Raw genomic sequence first — 14,437 nt, 5'->3', positions numbered from 1 at the left:
TCGAACGCGTTGTCGAGCCAGAAGAGAGCACCAACGACGCCTGGGGGCCTTGGTGAAGAACGATCGACAGACGGTCGAGCGCGGTCATCCGATGGACTTCTTCGTGCTGAGAGTCCCACGTTTCGGACTGAGCTGGACGGCAGTGAGCAGCAGCGGCAGTGCGGTCGCCATCGCCACCGGGTACGTGACCACGCCGACCCAGATCTGGGCTCTCGTCGCCCTGGGGGTTGTGGGGCTGCTGCGGGATGTGGCTATCGCTGTCATAGCCATCCGTGAGCAGGCACCGCGATGATGCTGTGAAGCTGGCCGCCTCACGGTGCTAGCTGCTCAGGGTGGGGCCGATCTCGACGAAGCGGGATCGGCCCCACGACCATGTGCAGCGCGGCCCGAGTACGGCCTCGGCGTCCGCGGAAGTCAGAGGCGCGTCGCCCAGTCACCGCTCAGGGGAAGCTGTCCGGCCAAGTCCAACTCCCGCTGCCGTGTGATCCACTGTGCGAGTTCCTCGACGCACTCCTCCTCGGTCCGCTCGGTGGTGTCCAGGACGTACGTGTCCCACCGGGGGTCGTCCGCCGCCCACGATGTCCACCGCTGCCAGGCCGTCTCGGGTGCGCCTTTGGAGGTAATGACGTCCGGGCGGTGATGGGGGTCCAGCGCGTGGGCTCGGTGCCAGGCGGCCCAGTTGATGAATGCCTCAGTCTGGGCTTCGGACCAGCGGCCCTGGTCACGAGTAGCGAGGCGCTTGCGCCGTTCGGCTTCGGCTACTTCCACCAGGCACACGGCGATGCCGTTGAGCGAGGGGGCGGATGGTGCTGCGAGGATCTCGCCGAGAGGTGCCTGGCCGGTGAGGAGCAGGTCGATACCTTGCTGCTGATAGTCCAGCGCACGCCTGATCCACTCTTCGGTATTGAGGTTCCGCCAGTGTGGGGGCGGGTTGTCGGGAACACCGCTCTCGTCGGTGTCGTGGACCGCGAGGTATTGAAGGTGTTTGGCGGCGGCGAACGCGAGGGTCGACTTCCCCGAGCAGCTCGATCCGGTGAGCATCAGCAGCATCTGGTCAGGCTGGCAGCCGTGCGGCCGCTGACCAGGCTTCTTGAGGTCGGGTGATCTCGTTGTCGGTGAGATGGCGCAGTGTCCTCACCCGGTCGATGGTGTTCTTGGGCGCCGTACGATCAACAGTGGTGCGGGGCCGCCTGGAGTGATCGTTGATGTCGGTGCCGCCGAGTGCGGAGCCCACGCTGTGGGAGCTGCACCGTGCTGTGTCGCAGCTGCGTGAGGACCTGCGAGGCGACCTCGCCCAGCTCGCCGCCCGCCTGGATCAGGTGGTCACGCAGGACGTGTATCGGGCGGATCAGCGTGCGGTTGATCAGCGCATCAGCCAGATCGAAGCGGGGCTGGCGGGCCTGCGTGGTGAGCATGACCAGGCGACGGAGCGTGCCGAGCAGCAGCGTCGCGAGGACCAGGTGCAGGCTGCGGCGACGCGGCGGCTGGTGATCAGTTCGTTCCTGTCGCCGCTGTTGCTGATGGCGCTGCAGTTGTGGCTCGCCTCGCGCGGGGCCGCACCGTAGTCCTGGTGGAGGGCTGTCTCAGAGAAGTTCGGGCGCGGGGAGAACAGTGAGCGCCGAACGTGGCGACACCTATCACTGCCAACCGTCTCGCTGCCGCACTGCGCGCCGAAGGCGTGCGAGTGGTGGAACGGTCAGGTTGGAAGACCCACAACAGGAATCACAAGGGTCCGTGGGGTCCGGTGAACGGGGTGATGATCCACCACACCGTGACCTCCGGCACCAGCAATACCGTCGGCATTGTCGAGCGCGGATATGAGGGTCTCCCGGGTCCGCTGTGCCACGGCATGATCGCCAAGGACGGCACGGTGCACCTGATCGGACAGGGGCGCACCAACCATGCCGGCCGGGGCGACGGTGATGTTCTGCGGGCCGTGATCGCGGAGCGTGCGCTGCCTGCAGCGAACGAGGCTGATACGGACGGCAATACGCACTTCTACGGCTTCGAGTGCGAGAACCTCGGCGACGGCCACGATCCTTGGCCGCCCACACAGTTGGACGCTATCGAGCGGGCTGCTACCGCACTGTGCCGGGCGCACGGCTGGAGCGCGGCGAGCGTGATCGGGCACAAGGAGTGGCAGCCCGGAAAGGTTGACCCTAAGGGCTTCACCATGGCCTGGCTGCGTGAACGGGTTGCTGGACGTCTGAAGTCCAAGCCGAGCGGTGGTAGTTCAGGCGGTGGCTCGCAGGGTGCCAGCGGTTCGACGTATGTCGTCAAGGGCGGGGAGACGCTCTCCGGCATCGGCAAGAAGCTCGGTGTCAGCTGGGAGCGCCTTGCTCAGGTCAACAAGATCACAGCCCCGTACGTCATCACGCCTGGCCAGAAGCTCACCGTCCCCGGGAAGGCAGCGGGGGGCACGTACACGCCGCCTCCGTTTCCGAACGGTCTTGCTCCGGGCCGCTCGTCACCGTCTGCGAAGAGCCTGCAAATGGCACTGAAGGACACCGGCTGGCTCGACCGGTCGGTGCCGCTCGCCGACAACTACGGCCCCCAGACACAGAAGGCCGTGACCGGCTTCAACCGCAAGCACAACCTGTTCACCACCGGCCGCCCCAACGATCCGGCGATCGGCCGCCGCGGCTGGGACCTCCTGCACCAACTCGCCTACGGGAACTGACACCTTGACCGACTTCATTCACGCCCACAGCACCCGTCTCTACGCCATCGCCGCCGCGGCGCTCTCTTTGGTCGCCTACTACGTGGACGGGCTACCAACCGGACTGATCCTTGCTCTGGTCGCTGCGGTCCTCGGTACCGGCGAGGCCGTGCAGCGGGCTGAGGACCGTAAGACCTCCAAGGCACTCCATCAGGAGCCGCCGATCCCGACACGGCTCTAGACCCGAGCCGGCCGCGGACTGTCGCGGCCACGCGGTTCGTCCCAAGCGGCCTGCGGCCTCCTCCTGACGGTGCCATGATCGGCACCTGGTGGGAGGAGGCTTTGCTGTGCGCCCTGTGGTTCATCTCGTCGGTTGCGGCACACGTCCAACCGGGGATCTTCCCGGCTTCGCGGCTGCGCTTCGGGGCGATGGCTGGGACCCGTACATCGTGCCCAGCCCCGTAGGGCTGCGCTTCCTCGATGTCGCGGCCGCTGAGGGCGAGTCGCAGCACGCAGTGCACTGGGACTTCGTCCCCGATGCGCCCGAGGAGTTGCCGCAGGCTCAGGCCGTGGTCGTGGCACCTGCGACGTTCAATACGATCACGAAGCTCGCCGTCGGGGCCGCCGATACCCTCGCTCTGGCCGTGGCCGCTGAGGCGATCGGCGCGCGACGCCCCGTCGTGGTGGCGCCGTGGGCCAACGCCAGCCTGAGCAGCCACCCCGTGTACGCGAGATCGCTGCGCGCACTCCAGGAGTGGGGAGTGATCGTGCTGCCCGGTGATCAAACCCAGCCGTTCCCGTGGACGCCGCTTCGCGAGCATCTCGCCCGCATCCGGACCGGACTCGTCGCCGAATTCGACGGTGCCTGAACCTAACGACTCCACCGCTAGCCCCTGCCGCAACACCGTGCCGCCTGGCAGACTCCCCGCCATGGTGATCGACGACCCCCGGCTCATGCGGTTTGAGGAGCTGCTCGATCGCGCCGGCGCGCTGCTGCACGGCGGCAGTCCGAAGGCCGCCTTCGACGCTGCGCACGACGCACTGCAGGTGCTGCCCGCGGACGGGACACTCTCCCGTGAGGAGCACGACGAGTGGCTGCTGCGCGGCTGGGTTATGTACATGCGGGCCCAAGATGCGCACGGCTGTGTGCAACAGGCGCTCACCCCGGAGTGCGAGTCCAAGCCCGCCGAAGCCGCCTGGCGGGGTGGCTTCGTCCGATGGCGGCATGCGCTGGTGTGGCGCGCGGCCGCGTTGGTAGGGGTGCTACTCGCTGGCATCGCCTTCCTGCTGGTCGGCGCGTCGGTGGTGGCGTCGGCGCCCTCCGCTCACCGTGCCTCCGTGTCCACGGCCGTCGCTGCAGGGACTGTGGCGTTGCTCGCGGTCCAGGCGCTGGCCGTATGGATGTTCGCGAAGGCTGCCCGGCGGCCAATGACCACCAGCTAGTCCTGTGTCCCAAGTTCGGTGGTGAACTACCGATCGGCTTCAACGAGTTATCGGTGCAGCGCGTTAGAGAGGGTGGCTTCGTCCGTGTCCGGTCATGTCTTGGCGATGTGCACGGGAAACCCAGGCAAGTTTCGTACCGCGCAGGAGCATCTGGCTCCATGGGGCATCGAGATCGAGCAGGTGCCCATGGAACTGGATGAGATCCAAACGGTGTCGGTTGAGGAGATCGCTCGGCACAAGGCTCAGCAGGCTTTCGCTCGCCTGGGCCGGCCTCTGTTCGTAGAAGATTCCGGTTTCTACATCGACGAGTTCGGTGGGTGGCCCGGGCCCATGGTCAAACATGCTCTGGAGGCATTGGGGCCTGGCGGGCTGACTCATCTGGCAGACCGTACGAAGGAACGGGTGTGCCGGTTCGTGAGCGCCGCTGTCTACGTGGATGCGTCAGGAGACTTCCACGTCTTCGCCGATGACACGAGGCAGCCGGGAACCATCGCCCTGGAGCCTGCGCGTGGGGAGGGAGAGCGGGCGTGGTCTGACCTGTGGTCGATCTTTGTACCCCAGGGTGCTGCAACGACTCTGTCTGCGCTCCCCTCCACCGAGCAGGACCGGTGCTTCGCTGAATGGCGGAAGGCCTCAGTCGTCGCGGCGCTGGGTGCGTGGCTTACGCACGGGCAGTGACGTTTCTGGCTGACATCGAGCAACGGCATTTGAGCTCGTCGCGCATGCACGTGGCAGCCGGGAGATCTGGCGTAGCCCAGCCCCTGCGCAGGCGATTGTCGGATCTGGCGGAACGTGGCCTACGATCCCCCGCATGGCCCAGAAGGTAGTCACAACATATGTGGACGACTTGACCGGCGAGGAATCGTCGGAAATCGCCACGCACAGCATCCTCATTGACGGAGCGGGGGTCGAGATCGACCTCACGGATGAGAACTACGAGAAGCTCCTTGAGCTCCTGAACCCGTACCTGCAGGCTGACGGCGCTCGCAGGATCCGTGGGGGCTCGAAAGCGAAGGGGAAGTCCAAGGCGGCCTCTGGCGGCAAGGACGACTCGTCGGCAATCCGCGCTTGGGCTAAGGCGAACGGCTTCGAAGTCAGCGATCGCGGCCGTGTGCCCAGCAACGTCCGTGAGGCGTTCGAGAACGCTCGCTGATCTCATCGCATGCACGGTGACCCCGCGAGCAGTTCCGGGGCCACCGTGCATTTCGCTCCCGCTCAGGCAACCCTCGACCCTCTGATGTCTAGGCTCACGCTCCGGTTGGCGGAGTCTCGGAGGCTAAGCCCTCCCGGAGCCGGTTCGTGTCTCAGTCCACGTGGGGGTAGTTCCCGCGCAGGTAGTGGTCGATCTGCCGGCGCATGGAGGGGTGAATGTCGAACGTGTCGAGTTCATCGGGGAGGACCCATTCGACGCAGTCCGCTTCGTCGTTGATGGTTGGCTCACCGCCGATGGGCTTTCCGATAACGGTGACTTCGTAGGCCTGTCGGATCTCTCCGTCGTCGTAGGCGACGATGTGCTGGGGTGGCGAGTAGACGCCCAGCAGCCCGGTTGCTTCGGCTCTGATTCCCGTTTCCTCGAAGCATTCCCGAACGGCGCACGCGGCTGGGGATTCTCCGATGTCCTGTGCCCCTCCGGGGAGGGCCCACTGGCCGGTGTCACGGCGTCGTTGGAGGAGGATAGCGCCGTCTTCGTCGCGGACGACCAGCATGTTGGATGCTGGGATAAGGGTGTTGGCTGTCGGGGCGTTGGGAGCGTTCCAGAATTCTGTGCGCGGCACGGCGGTCCTATGCGGTCGGTTCTTCGGGTTGCGATGATGCTACGGCGCCGACCCCCATACGCTGTTTGGTGCAGTAGTGGTGGACTCCAACTCTGGGGCACATTCGCCGACTTGGATGCCGATACCACACCCACTTGTAGCGTCAAGGGCGTACGCATAGAGCGCCTGTGGACAGTTTGTCTGCGTGCGCGGCTGCACGCCTGGAATGGTTCATTCACATCCAGTGAGCGCCGCTATTAAGTGAGGTTGCCGTCATGGTGCGCCGCAAGCTCCAGTATCTGCCGCACGGATTCACGGTCGCAGGGTGCGTGGAGGCAGTGCCACCCGCGCGGCGACGGGTTGTCGCGGTCGCTCAGGAACTGGGCGCGCCACTCGATGATGAGGCCCAGTGCAATCTGGAGTTGCTGGCTGGCGAGGTGATCGCCAACGCCGTCACTCACACGGAGGCGCCGTGCGCCGTCTTCGTGCTTCGCACGGATCGACGGGTTCGCGTGGAGGTCACTGACGTCGACGCCGAGTTCCCGACCCCGGTGCGTGCGACGCCGGATGATGAGGGCGGCCGCGGGCTCCTCCTGGTGCAGGCACTCTCCGCAGCTTGGGGGAGACGTCCTGACTCGGCAGGAAAGACCGTCTGGTTCGAGGTCGCCGTGGCTTCCGCCTCCTCGGACTCTGTGGCCTCTCCTCGGGGCTCATGTCCGCAGGCTGGTAGCCCGGCCCAGGATGGGCCCCCTTGCTCTCCCCCGGATGCGCCAGGAGCGGGTCTGGCCACCCTCGACGGCAGTACAGGCCATCACGCGGCCTGATGGTCGCGGCCTGGCCAGGACTGCTGAGAGTTCGCAGTCCAGCCGGGCGTGACCCCAGGCTGAGGGTGTCTCGCCGCTGTACCGCTCCCTCCGGCGGCGAGGCACTCCTTGTCAGGGCCTTCGTGTGAACGAGAGCAGGCGGTCTACCTCTGTGAAGCCCACGGCGTCGTAGAGGGCGTTGGCCGCGCTGCGGTCACGTTCAGGGTCTCCAGGGGCATCGTCGTCGACGAAGGCGACTACTTCTCGGGCTCCGAGGCCAGCCAGCAGGTCCAGGGCGGAGGCGAGGACCGCCGTGCCGAGGCCTTGTCGTCGCGCTTCTGGTTCGACGTGCAGCCAGCGGAGAACACCTATGCCGTCGACGGGATTGCTGATGGTGGCCTCCGCGATCAAGGTGCCGGCATCCTGGACCATTAGGTGTCTGCCTGCCTGGTCTTTTGTGGGGCTCGTCGAGTAGTTGGCCAGGCGCTTGAGTCCGGTGATGGGGAGTTCTGCTCGCAGGTAGCGCCACAGGTCACGCTGCGTGAATCCCGCGGCTGTGAGGACACGTCGTGTGGTGGCTCGATGCTGCGCGGGGAGCCCTTCCAGGCTGGAGAAGGCGGAGGCGAACTCGAAGGCGTGGACCGTGCGGAGCCGGGCCTGCTCGAGAACATGGTCAATGAGCAGGCCGCTTGCCGTGGCCTCTTCGCGGCAGTGCATCCACAGCACGACCACAGCGTCATCGCGGCGCCGGATCGCATACGAGACGGCTCCGGTCACGGAGTCCCGGTGGTCTACCAGTACGTCGGTGCGGGGCGCGTCGAGTTCCTGCCAGCACGCCGTGTCACGGGTGGAGTTGCCGCGCAGTGCCTCGTCGAGGGTCTGCGCTGTGCAGGCTGGCTGACCCGGGGGGCGATCGGCGTTGATGCGAGCTCTAAGAGCGTGGGCATCGGTGGGGCGGTAGGGACGGATCACGAAGTCACCGTCCGCTCGGTGGTGCGGCCGTGTGCCGCCGGAGGATGTGGAGTGCACAAGGGGTTCTGCCCCTCTCGGCCGGCCACGATGCCATCCACGCTTCCGACGAGGCGGTGTGGGTGCATGGGGCGGAGGTGGGCCAGGCCTGTCGGCGTTGCCGTCGGCGGGGGTATGGCGAGGCCCCCGTGCACCGGCTTCTGGGTTCGGGGGCCTTGCGGCACCTCTTGAAAAGTGCTCGCTGAGCGTAACAGCGGGGGCGGGGCCGGCTCGGGTGCGTTATCCACAACCAGTGGAAGTATTCTGCTAACTCGGATTGTCGTGGAGAGGGAAGGAGGCTGTCGTGGCCAAGCCATTGATCGTTGGTCGTCATGAGTTCGCGAAGTTGTACCGGGTGGGCGTCACGACGGTCAGCAACGGCTGGGTTTTTCGGGGTGACCTCTCGTACGACGATGCTGCGATCGTCTCTGGCAAGCCGTTCTGGCCTGGCGGTCTGGCGGTGGCCTTCGCTCATCCGGACGGCGGCAAGGAGCGGCAGCTGGACAAGACCGTGCTGCGCGAGTTGGAGAAGGAGCAGCGGGCTACTTTCCGGCCTGCTTCGAAGGGCGAGTTGCCGGCTCTCGTGGGGCTTCAGGAGTACGGCGCGTTGTTCGGAGTGACGCAGCAGCAAGTGTCGTCGGCTCGCCGCCGGGGCGGGGGCATGGTGGCTGCGGACGACTACGTGCTGTCCAGTTCCCCTGTGTGGCTGCTGGATTCGGTCCTCGAAGCAGCCGAGGAGACGTTGGCGCGCTCGCGCGGGGGTACGTGGAGGCTGCACGAGGACGTGGTCGAGGCGTTGCGCGAGGGTCGGTACGAGGGGCCTGGCTCGTCGATCGCCAAGCGCGGCAACTACGGCACCGCCGACGGCTGAACGACCCTCCCCATGATGGGAGAGCCCCGCTTCGGGTGCCCTCCTCGCGCCTTGGGGGCTCGCGGGAAGCGGATGCTCGATTCGTCCATGGCCAGGCATTCGGTGCCGTCCATGGCGCCGGACATGACGACGCGCTTAGGGCTCGCGGGACGCTGCCGGGCAGCAGCGCCGGGACAATATCCCCTCTGATTCGTCGGCGAATCAGGCGCGAATCGTCGACGATCCGGCGGCGGATAATCTCGAAAGTTCCTCGAATCGGATCGCTTCTCCGGGCAACTTTGCACGTCAGGGGGCCTCGTCACGCCGTGACGGTACGGACCCGTCACGGCGGTCCCGACCCGACCCGTCCCCTGTACTTCCTTCGGAAGTACACCCCCTACCCCCGAGGGGCCGGCTACGCCTCCGGGTTCGAGCGTGGCGCCGGTGACCGGGTGTCGTGACACGAGGGGGGAGTTGACCCCCGCCGTCACGTTAGTAGAATATGCGTAGAGGTTGAGGGGTGGTCACTGATCACTCTCACCCATGCCGCACAATAGGCCGGTACATATCTACTTGGAGGGGTAGCAATGATGCAGCTGGAGCTGCCGATCGCGCCTTTGCGGCATCCGGATACTTCGGGAGACGGGCTGACCATCCAGGAACGCTTCGAGGCGTTCCATCGGCTCAACCCGTGGATTTTGGAGCAGCTCGAGGTCCTGACGGCCGACTGTGTCGACCGCGGGCTCAGGCGGGTCGGCATCGGGATGCTGTTCGAGGTTCTGCGCTGGCAGTACGGGCGCGCAACGCGCGGTGAGCCGTGGAAGCTGAACAACGACTTCCGCTCACGCTATGCGCGCCGCCTGCTGGAACAGCATCCCGAGTGGTTGCCCCTGTTCGAGACCCGGCAGCTCCGCAGCCACTGAAGTAGGCCGGTACTTATCCACTCCACTCTTTTGGGAGATGTGTATGTCTACCGTGACCGTGCCAGCCCTGCGCACACGCAAGCCCACCGGCATCGTGCCGTGGCCGAAGATCCTCATCGAGGGTCACGAGAAGGCCGGAAAGTCGTTTATCGCCGCGCAGTTCACCGGGTCCAAGCGGACCGGCCAGGCGTACTGGCTGGAACTTGGCGAGGACACCGCCGACGAGTACGCGGGGGTCCCCGGCGCGGACTACCTGCTGATCGACCACAACGGCTCCTACCGCGACATCCTCGGCCAGATCGAGGCCGTGCATGCAGAAGCCAAGCGGGCTGCGGCTGCGAAGGAGCCGCCCGTGGTCCTGGTCATCGACTCGGTTTCGCTGCTGTGGCGGATGCTCGTCAACTGGACCAACGAGCGGGCCCGCCGCACTCCTAAGAACCAGGCGAAGCTGCGCCAGGACCCGGACGTCGAGATCAAGCCCACGATGAACCTGTGGAACGACGCGTACGAGCGGTGGGCGGCCGTCATGTATCTCGTGCGCACCATGCCGGGCATCGTCATCTTGCTCGCCCGGGGCAAGGAAGTGGCCGCCGTGGACGGCAATGGTGATCCGATCCCGAACACGAAGGACTGGCGGGTGGAGGGCCACAAGTCCCTCGCGTACGACGCGACGGTGTGGGTGCGTCTGCAGCGTGACAGTGATCCGCAGGTCATCGGGGCGCGGTCATTGAAGTTCGAGGTGCCGCGCAGCGGAAGGCCGAAGACTCTGCCGGACTTCACCGTCGAGCGTCTCGTGTTCGACCTGATGGGCTGCTCCGTCCACACGCAGCCCAGGGTCACCCCGGAGCTGACCGGTGACCTTGCGCAGCGGTGGCTGCCGAAGGTCAAGAAGGCCGCGAAGGACGGTCTTGATGAGCTGAAGAAGCTGTGGTCCGAGGCGAGTTCGGACAAGGACCTCTCCCGGGAGGAGATCCGCGTGGTGCGGGCTGCGATCGAGCGGCAGGCCGCCGAGTTGAAGAACCCTGAGGAGTTGTCGGATCCCACCGGGGACGCGGCGAAGCTGCGTGCCGCTGCCGCAGCGCAGGAGCAGGACGCCGAGGCCGAAGGCGCGGTAGAGGAACTGCCCGTCGACGAGTTCGCCGCCGCCTGACCGACACCTTCACCCTTTCACTGCTGCCGGGGCCTTCTCCCGTAGGGCCGGGCCCCGGCATGCCTTCTTGGAGATCAGTGTGACCACGCACGCCATCACCGCGCCTTCCGCGGTGTCGATCTGGGATGCCGCCCATGCGGTGGATGCCCGCAGCCCTCGCTCGCGCCAGAAGCAGCTCGGCGCCTCCGACACGATCTGCTCACGCCGGGCCGGATACATCCTCGCCGGCACCGAGCGGACCGGATCGCCCGACATGAGGGCGGCGATCCTCGGCACCTACATTCACCGCGGCCTGCTCGAGGACGCGCGCCACGAATACAACTGGCTCATCGAGCGCACCGTCGCCGACGACGTGCTGCGCGGCCACATCGACGTGGTCCAACTGGACACAGCGACGGCCGCACGGCTGCCGAAGCGGCATCGGCCGATCCGGCCTGCTGAGGTCATCACGGTCGAGGATGTGAAGACGAAGTCCGGAAGGGTCTGGGACCGGGTCCTGCGGTACGGGCCGACGGCGGCGGAGATGCGGCAAGTCCTGCTGTACGCCGACCTGCTGCGCACGACGGGGTTCGCCGACATGCCCGGTCAGCGGTACCTCCACCGCCTCGGACCGATCGACGTCCAGCGCATCCGGTTCCGGTTCGTGTGCCGCGACACCGGCGAGGAACACATCACGGAGTTCGACTTCGACCCGTGGCTGGCGCATGAGGCCCGCTGGTGGGTGGACCGCGTACTGGATGCCGCCGAACCAGAAGAGCTGTCCCGCGACCACGACGGGCCCGGCCTGTCGGTGATCTGCGACAACTGCCCGTTCGCCGAAGCGTGCTGGCCCGTCGCGACACCGGGGGCACCTGCTCAGACGGTCCTTGTTCACGACGACACCGACCGCGCCCAGGCCCTGGCCGACTACGTGCGTGGGCACGAGATGTACCGCGAGGGCGACCGGCTCAAGAAGAAGGCCCGCGCCATGCTGCACGACTCCGCGGAGGGCAACTACGGGCCCAACCATCTGGGTTGGAGCGGCGGCAACCCCAAGGAGGAGGTGGACCTGCCCGCGATGGTGGAGCAGTTCGAGGACGCCGACCTGGTCGTGCCCATGCTCCCGGACACGGACGCCATGATCGACGTTCTGTGCCGTGCTGGGCTGGTCGTCCCGCGACGCGTAGCTGCCGGTCAGAAGACGCCGCGCACCATCAAGGTCAGCCCGGCCCGTAAGACCGCCTGACGGCCTCTGTGGCGGCCCCGCACAGGTGGTGCGGGGTTCGGCCCCCTCTCTTGATCTCTTCGAAGCTCTGCTGCCCTGGAGGCATGTTCCGTGTCGATTCTGCGCCGTCATCTGACCACCGGGTTCACGGTGTTGCCGACGGCCACTCTCGAAGATTCCCGGCTTTCGTTTCGGGCGCGGGGCATCCTCGCCTACCTGATAGCGAAGCCGGACTCGTGGAAGGTCCGTACGGAGTCGATCGCCCAGGCCGGCGTGGAAGGGCGTGATGCCGTTCGGGAGGCAGTGAAGGAACTCAAGACGCTCGGCTACTACCGGGTGGAGAACGAGCGGAACAACAGCGGGCACATCATCAGCGTCACCGAGGTGTACGACACGGCCCAGGAGTGGGTGGCCAAGGAGTACGCGGACAAGGAAGCGCGCCGTATCGCGCACAAGGTGAAGCGGAAGCTCGAGCAGGAGAACCCGGCTGAGACCGATGACGGATTTCCAGGCGTCGGTTCACCAGTCGCCGGTTCACCGGTCGCCGGTGGTTCAGGCGGCATAGGAAGTAACCAGAGCAAGTACCCAGAGAAGAACCCCCCTACCCCCGCGGCTGAAGCCACAGGGGAGCCTGCTGACGCTGGCGGAGAGGCGGCTGCCCTGGTGGGGCCGTCATGTCCGGCACATCCAGAAGGGCCGGGGAGTTCGTGCCGTGGGTGCGGAACGAGCCCCCGGCAGCAGCGTCAGTCGCAGCAACGGGCAGAGAAGGAGCGGTGCAAGGCTGCCGAGCGCGCGTCGAACGAGAGAGTGCTGGCCGAGGTGCGGCAGCGACCTGACGCTGATGGCCTGTCGGATGTGGCGGTGCAGCGGATCGCTGAGATGCGGGCCGTGCGGGGGCGTCCGGCAACGGCCGAGGGGAGTGGTGAGCGGCCGACCCGGCACGCGTAATAGGCTGGTACTTATCTACTCACCTTCCGGCGGGTGGATTGCCACCCCTGAAGGTAGTTAGTAGAATACACTCAATGATCGAGGGTGTGACTAGCCAGTCACGTCACCGCATAAGCGACCCGACCAGTGCTTTTAGTGCCGCCCCGAGAGCGAACGACGGAAGCCCTCCACCTCACCCACCGCCAGACATAGGCCGGTGTTTATCTAATTTGATTGGCGTGTCATGCATAATCCTGTCGCTGAAGTCACCACGATCCGCGCCACCTACGGACCCGAGGAACTACGGGCCCTGGAGGTCTACCGCGACCTGCACTCCGCGCTCGACGGCGCGGGTCTTCACCCCTACATAGAGACGCGTGGAGGCCTCGCCGTCTGCGCAGTTGCCGGCAACGGCACGCTCCTGGTCATCGCGGGCCAGGATGCCCTTCCCCTGCGGCGGGAGACATTGACGGGCTGGCACGTCAGCCACGTACCCGAGGACGGGCCCGCCCCCGAGTGGCGCTGCCTCGTCCACGACACCGTGCCCGACAGCGCCCTGCAGGCTCCTCACGGTGACATGGACCTGGAGTCACTCCTCAGCGCCGTAACCCGGCACCTGACCTCATGCACCCACAGTCTCGCGGCGAGGTCATGAGCCTCACCGGTGACGACCTCAAGATGGCCGTCCGCGACTTCTTCGACCCTTCTTCGCTACTCGAGTTCCTCGACCTGCCCGACCGCGAAGCGCGCGCCACGTGGGGCGCGCGGCAGTTCGCGAGTTCCAACCGGGGGCGCAGCGTGCGCCGCCTGGCAGGTGAGCCGGACGCCGGCCGCAAGACGCACTGGACTGCCGCCGACGACGGCTTTATCTACGAGGTTGAAGCCACTGATGGCGGCCGCCGAGGTCCTGTCACCTGGCACGTCGCCCTTCAGGTCGCCGGGGCGCGACTGACGCCGGTGCGCTATGGCGCACTGCGAAAGGCCGTCGAGGCGGTGGCTGCGCATGACGCTGCCTACGTGCCCAGCCCGGTGCCGTTCCGCACGGTCAAGGCATGGGAGGCGACGTTCTACCGACCGTGGGCGAAGCGAGCGTCAGCACTGGAGTTGCTGGCGAGCTCCGCTTTCGACGTGATCCTGCCCGCGGCAGTGGCTCAACCCTCCTTGTTCTAGCCGTTGACGTTCCCTGCGAGAAAGACCCGCTTCGTGATCACTGCCACAACTTCCGCCGCCTGGACGGCCCTTGCCCCATGTGCAGGCATCGACGCTTACGTGCCCGACGAGGACCTCGTGCGCCACCCCCGGCGCCTGGCCGAGGCGTGCACGCCGTTGCTGGAGGCCTGCGCGATTTGCCCGTTCGCGTTGCGCTGCCATGAGCGGGTGCGGCCCGAGTCGAGCTTGTTCGACGGGGTGTGTGCGGGACGGATCTGGGTGAACGGCAAGCCGGTTGCCGCTGCCGATGAGGCGCCGCCGTTGCCGAAGTTGGTGACGCGGGCGGGAGTGTGCGGGACGAGCAGCGGCGTGGCCGGGCATAGGCGGATCGGGGAGGCACTGTGCGGGGAGTGCCGGGTGACGGCGCAGCGGGCGGAGGCCCGGCGCGCGGGTGCGGCGAGTATCCGCAAGAGGGCCTCGCGGCGACGAGAAGCGGCTGCAGTCGCCTGCTGACGGGCCAAACCATCACGGAGCATTCATCCTCTTGACCTGGGCAAACGGGTTTGA

At 66.6% G+C, this 14,437-nt stretch carries 21 protein-coding genes; 16 read left to right on the top strand and 5 right to left on the bottom strand.

All coding sequences use genetic code 11. The annotated features are described in order from the left end of the window. Nucleotides 1-52: 52 nt before the first annotated feature. Nucleotides 53-292 carry a hypothetical protein gene (locus OG453_RS07135; protein ID WP_266865619.1) on the top strand — a complete coding sequence of 80 codons (240 nt, stop codon included), beginning with the start codon at nucleotides 53-55 and terminating at the stop codon, nucleotides 290-292. Between the two features lie 122 nt (nucleotides 293-414). Here OG453_RS07135 and OG453_RS07130 read toward each other — a convergent pair whose 3' ends face one another. Then, entirely contained in the window at nucleotides 415-1,050 is a 636-nt protein-coding gene (locus tag OG453_RS07130) for a hypothetical protein (RefSeq protein WP_266865617.1), read from the bottom strand. A 155-nt stretch (nucleotides 1,051-1,205) separates the two neighbouring features. On the opposite strand from OG453_RS07130, the gene OG453_RS07125 reads away from it, so the two are divergent. From OG453_RS07125 to OG453_RS07095, 7 genes are all read left to right on the top strand, one after another. Next, the gene (locus OG453_RS07125; RefSeq protein WP_266865615.1) at nucleotides 1,206-1,565 is read left to right on the top strand and encodes a hypothetical protein; all 360 of its coding nucleotides are present in this window, start codon (nucleotides 1,206-1,208) and stop codon (nucleotides 1,563-1,565) included. A 59-nt stretch (nucleotides 1,566-1,624) separates the two neighbouring features. Beyond that, complete coding sequence (locus tag OG453_RS07120) at nucleotides 1,625-2,680, top strand: N-acetylmuramoyl-L-alanine amidase (protein ID WP_266865613.1); 1,056 nt, start codon at nucleotides 1,625-1,627, stop codon at nucleotides 2,678-2,680. A 4-nt stretch (nucleotides 2,681-2,684) separates the two neighbouring features. Then, nucleotides 2,685-2,900, top strand: coding sequence for a hypothetical protein (locus OG453_RS07115; RefSeq protein WP_266865611.1), 216 nt, complete (start codon nucleotides 2,685-2,687; stop codon nucleotides 2,898-2,900). 88 nt (nucleotides 2,901-2,988) lie between these two features. Next, complete coding sequence (locus OG453_RS07110; protein ID WP_323178613.1) at nucleotides 2,989-3,528, top strand: flavoprotein; 540 nt, start codon at nucleotides 2,989-2,991, stop codon at nucleotides 3,526-3,528. A gap of 61 nt (nucleotides 3,529-3,589) precedes the next feature. After that, a complete protein-coding gene (locus OG453_RS07105; RefSeq protein WP_266865609.1) occupies nucleotides 3,590-4,102 on the top strand; it encodes a hypothetical protein in 513 nt (170 codons plus the stop codon). A gap of 84 nt (nucleotides 4,103-4,186) precedes the next feature. Then, a complete protein-coding gene (locus OG453_RS07100) occupies nucleotides 4,187-4,780 on the top strand; it encodes a non-canonical purine NTP pyrophosphatase (protein WP_266865607.1) in 594 nt (197 codons plus the stop codon). Nucleotides 4,781-4,913: 133 nt separating this feature from the next. After that, on the top strand, nucleotides 4,914-5,255 hold the full coding sequence (locus OG453_RS07095) for an Lsr2 family protein (RefSeq protein WP_266865605.1): 342 nt from the start codon (nucleotides 4,914-4,916) through the stop codon (nucleotides 5,253-5,255). A 151-nt stretch (nucleotides 5,256-5,406) separates the two neighbouring features. Here the strand turns inward: OG453_RS07095 and OG453_RS07090 are convergent, their stop codons facing one another. Both OG453_RS07090 and OG453_RS07085 read right to left on the bottom strand, forming a co-directional pair. Continuing rightward, complete coding sequence (locus tag OG453_RS07090; RefSeq protein ID WP_323178612.1) at nucleotides 5,407-5,877, bottom strand: NUDIX domain-containing protein; 471 nt, start codon at nucleotides 5,875-5,877, stop codon at nucleotides 5,407-5,409. A 236-nt stretch (nucleotides 5,878-6,113) separates the two neighbouring features. Beyond that, nucleotides 6,114-6,317: a hypothetical protein gene (locus OG453_RS07085; protein WP_266869964.1), complete on the bottom strand. Its 204-nt coding sequence runs from the start codon at nucleotides 6,315-6,317 to the stop codon at nucleotides 6,114-6,116. Here OG453_RS07085 and OG453_RS07080 point away from each other — a divergent pair. Continuing rightward, nucleotides 6,237-6,680 carry an ATP-binding protein gene (locus OG453_RS07080; protein ID WP_266869737.1) on the top strand — a complete coding sequence of 148 codons (444 nt, stop codon included), beginning with the start codon at nucleotides 6,237-6,239 and terminating at the stop codon, nucleotides 6,678-6,680. The two genes, OG453_RS07085 and OG453_RS07080, sit on opposite strands and share 81 nt — an antisense overlap. Before the next feature lie 111 nt (nucleotides 6,681-6,791). Here the strand turns inward: OG453_RS07080 and OG453_RS07075 are convergent, their stop codons facing one another. After that, entirely contained in the window at nucleotides 6,792-7,631 is an 840-nt protein-coding gene (locus OG453_RS07075) for an N-acetyltransferase (protein ID WP_266865603.1), read from the bottom strand. A 340-nt stretch (nucleotides 7,632-7,971) separates the two neighbouring features. Here OG453_RS07075 and OG453_RS07070 point away from each other — a divergent pair, with 340 nt between their 5' ends. The 7 genes from OG453_RS07070 (at nucleotide 7,972) to OG453_RS07040 (ending at nucleotide 13,891) form a co-directional block, all read left to right on the top strand. Beyond that, nucleotides 7,972-8,538, top strand: a complete 567-nt coding sequence (locus tag OG453_RS07070; protein WP_266865601.1) for a hypothetical protein — start codon at nucleotides 7,972-7,974, stop codon at nucleotides 8,536-8,538. Between the two features lie 566 nt (nucleotides 8,539-9,104). Next, on the top strand, nucleotides 9,105-9,440 hold the full coding sequence (locus OG453_RS07065; RefSeq protein ID WP_266865599.1) for a hypothetical protein: 336 nt from the start codon (nucleotides 9,105-9,107) through the stop codon (nucleotides 9,438-9,440). Nucleotides 9,441-9,483: 43 nt separating this feature from the next. Next, nucleotides 9,484-10,590 (top strand): AAA family ATPase, encoded by a 1,107-nt coding sequence (locus OG453_RS07060; protein ID WP_266865597.1) that lies wholly within the window; start codon nucleotides 9,484-9,486, stop codon nucleotides 10,588-10,590. A 79-nt stretch (nucleotides 10,591-10,669) separates the two neighbouring features. Further along, nucleotides 10,670-11,815, top strand: a complete 1,146-nt coding sequence (locus tag OG453_RS07055) for a PD-(D/E)XK nuclease family protein (protein WP_266865595.1) — start codon at nucleotides 10,670-10,672, stop codon at nucleotides 11,813-11,815. Nucleotides 11,816-11,905: 90 nt separating this feature from the next. Beyond that, on the top strand, nucleotides 11,906-12,742 hold the full coding sequence (locus tag OG453_RS07050; protein ID WP_266865593.1) for a hypothetical protein: 837 nt from the start codon (nucleotides 11,906-11,908) through the stop codon (nucleotides 12,740-12,742). Between the two features lie 223 nt (nucleotides 12,743-12,965). Further along, nucleotides 12,966-13,376 (top strand): hypothetical protein, encoded by a 411-nt coding sequence (locus OG453_RS07045; protein ID WP_266865591.1) that lies wholly within the window; start codon nucleotides 12,966-12,968, stop codon nucleotides 13,374-13,376. Next, a complete protein-coding gene (locus OG453_RS07040) occupies nucleotides 13,373-13,891 on the top strand; it encodes a hypothetical protein (RefSeq protein WP_266865589.1) in 519 nt (172 codons plus the stop codon). The genes OG453_RS07045 and OG453_RS07040 overlap by 4 nt, the downstream gene beginning before the upstream one ends. 95 nt (nucleotides 13,892-13,986) lie before the next feature. Here the strand turns inward: OG453_RS07040 and OG453_RS07035 are convergent, their stop codons facing one another. Then, a complete protein-coding gene (locus tag OG453_RS07035; RefSeq protein WP_266865587.1) occupies nucleotides 13,987-14,406 on the bottom strand; it encodes a hypothetical protein in 420 nt (139 codons plus the stop codon). Between the last annotated feature and the right edge of the window lie 31 nt (nucleotides 14,407-14,437).

The organism is Streptomyces sp. NBC_01381 (assembly GCF_026340305.1).
Lineage (GTDB): Bacteria > Actinomycetota > Actinomycetes > Streptomycetales > Streptomycetaceae > Streptomyces.
This window is presented reverse-complemented; position numbering and strand designations above follow the sequence as displayed.

What these genes read in the sequence shown, in the direction of transcription:
- OG453_RS07130 (WP_266865617.1), bottom strand. Translation starts at nt 1,050, where the DNA reads ATGCTGCTGATGCTCACCGGATCGAGCTGCTCGGGGAAGTCGACCCTC.
- OG453_RS07125 (WP_266865615.1), top strand. Translation starts at nt 1,206, where the DNA reads ATGTCGGTGCCGCCGAGTGCGGAGCCCACGCTGTGGGAGCTGCACCGT.
- OG453_RS07105 (WP_266865609.1), top strand. Translation starts at nt 3,590, where the DNA reads ATGGTGATCGACGACCCCCGGCTCATGCGGTTTGAGGAGCTGCTCGAT.
- OG453_RS07095 (WP_266865605.1), top strand. Translation starts at nt 4,914, where the DNA reads ATGGCCCAGAAGGTAGTCACAACATATGTGGACGACTTGACCGGCGAG.
- OG453_RS07065 (WP_266865599.1), top strand. Translation starts at nt 9,105, where the DNA reads ATGATGCAGCTGGAGCTGCCGATCGCGCCTTTGCGGCATCCGGATACT.
- OG453_RS07060 (WP_266865597.1), top strand. Translation starts at nt 9,484, where the DNA reads ATGTCTACCGTGACCGTGCCAGCCCTGCGCACACGCAAGCCCACCGGC.
- OG453_RS07045 (WP_266865591.1), top strand. Translation starts at nt 12,966, where the DNA reads ATGCATAATCCTGTCGCTGAAGTCACCACGATCCGCGCCACCTACGGA.
- OG453_RS07040 (WP_266865589.1), top strand. Translation starts at nt 13,373, where the DNA reads ATGAGCCTCACCGGTGACGACCTCAAGATGGCCGTCCGCGACTTCTTC.
- OG453_RS07035 (WP_266865587.1), bottom strand. Translation starts at nt 14,406, where the DNA reads ATGCTCCGTGATGGTTTGGCCCGTCAGCAGGCGACTGCAGCCGCTTCT.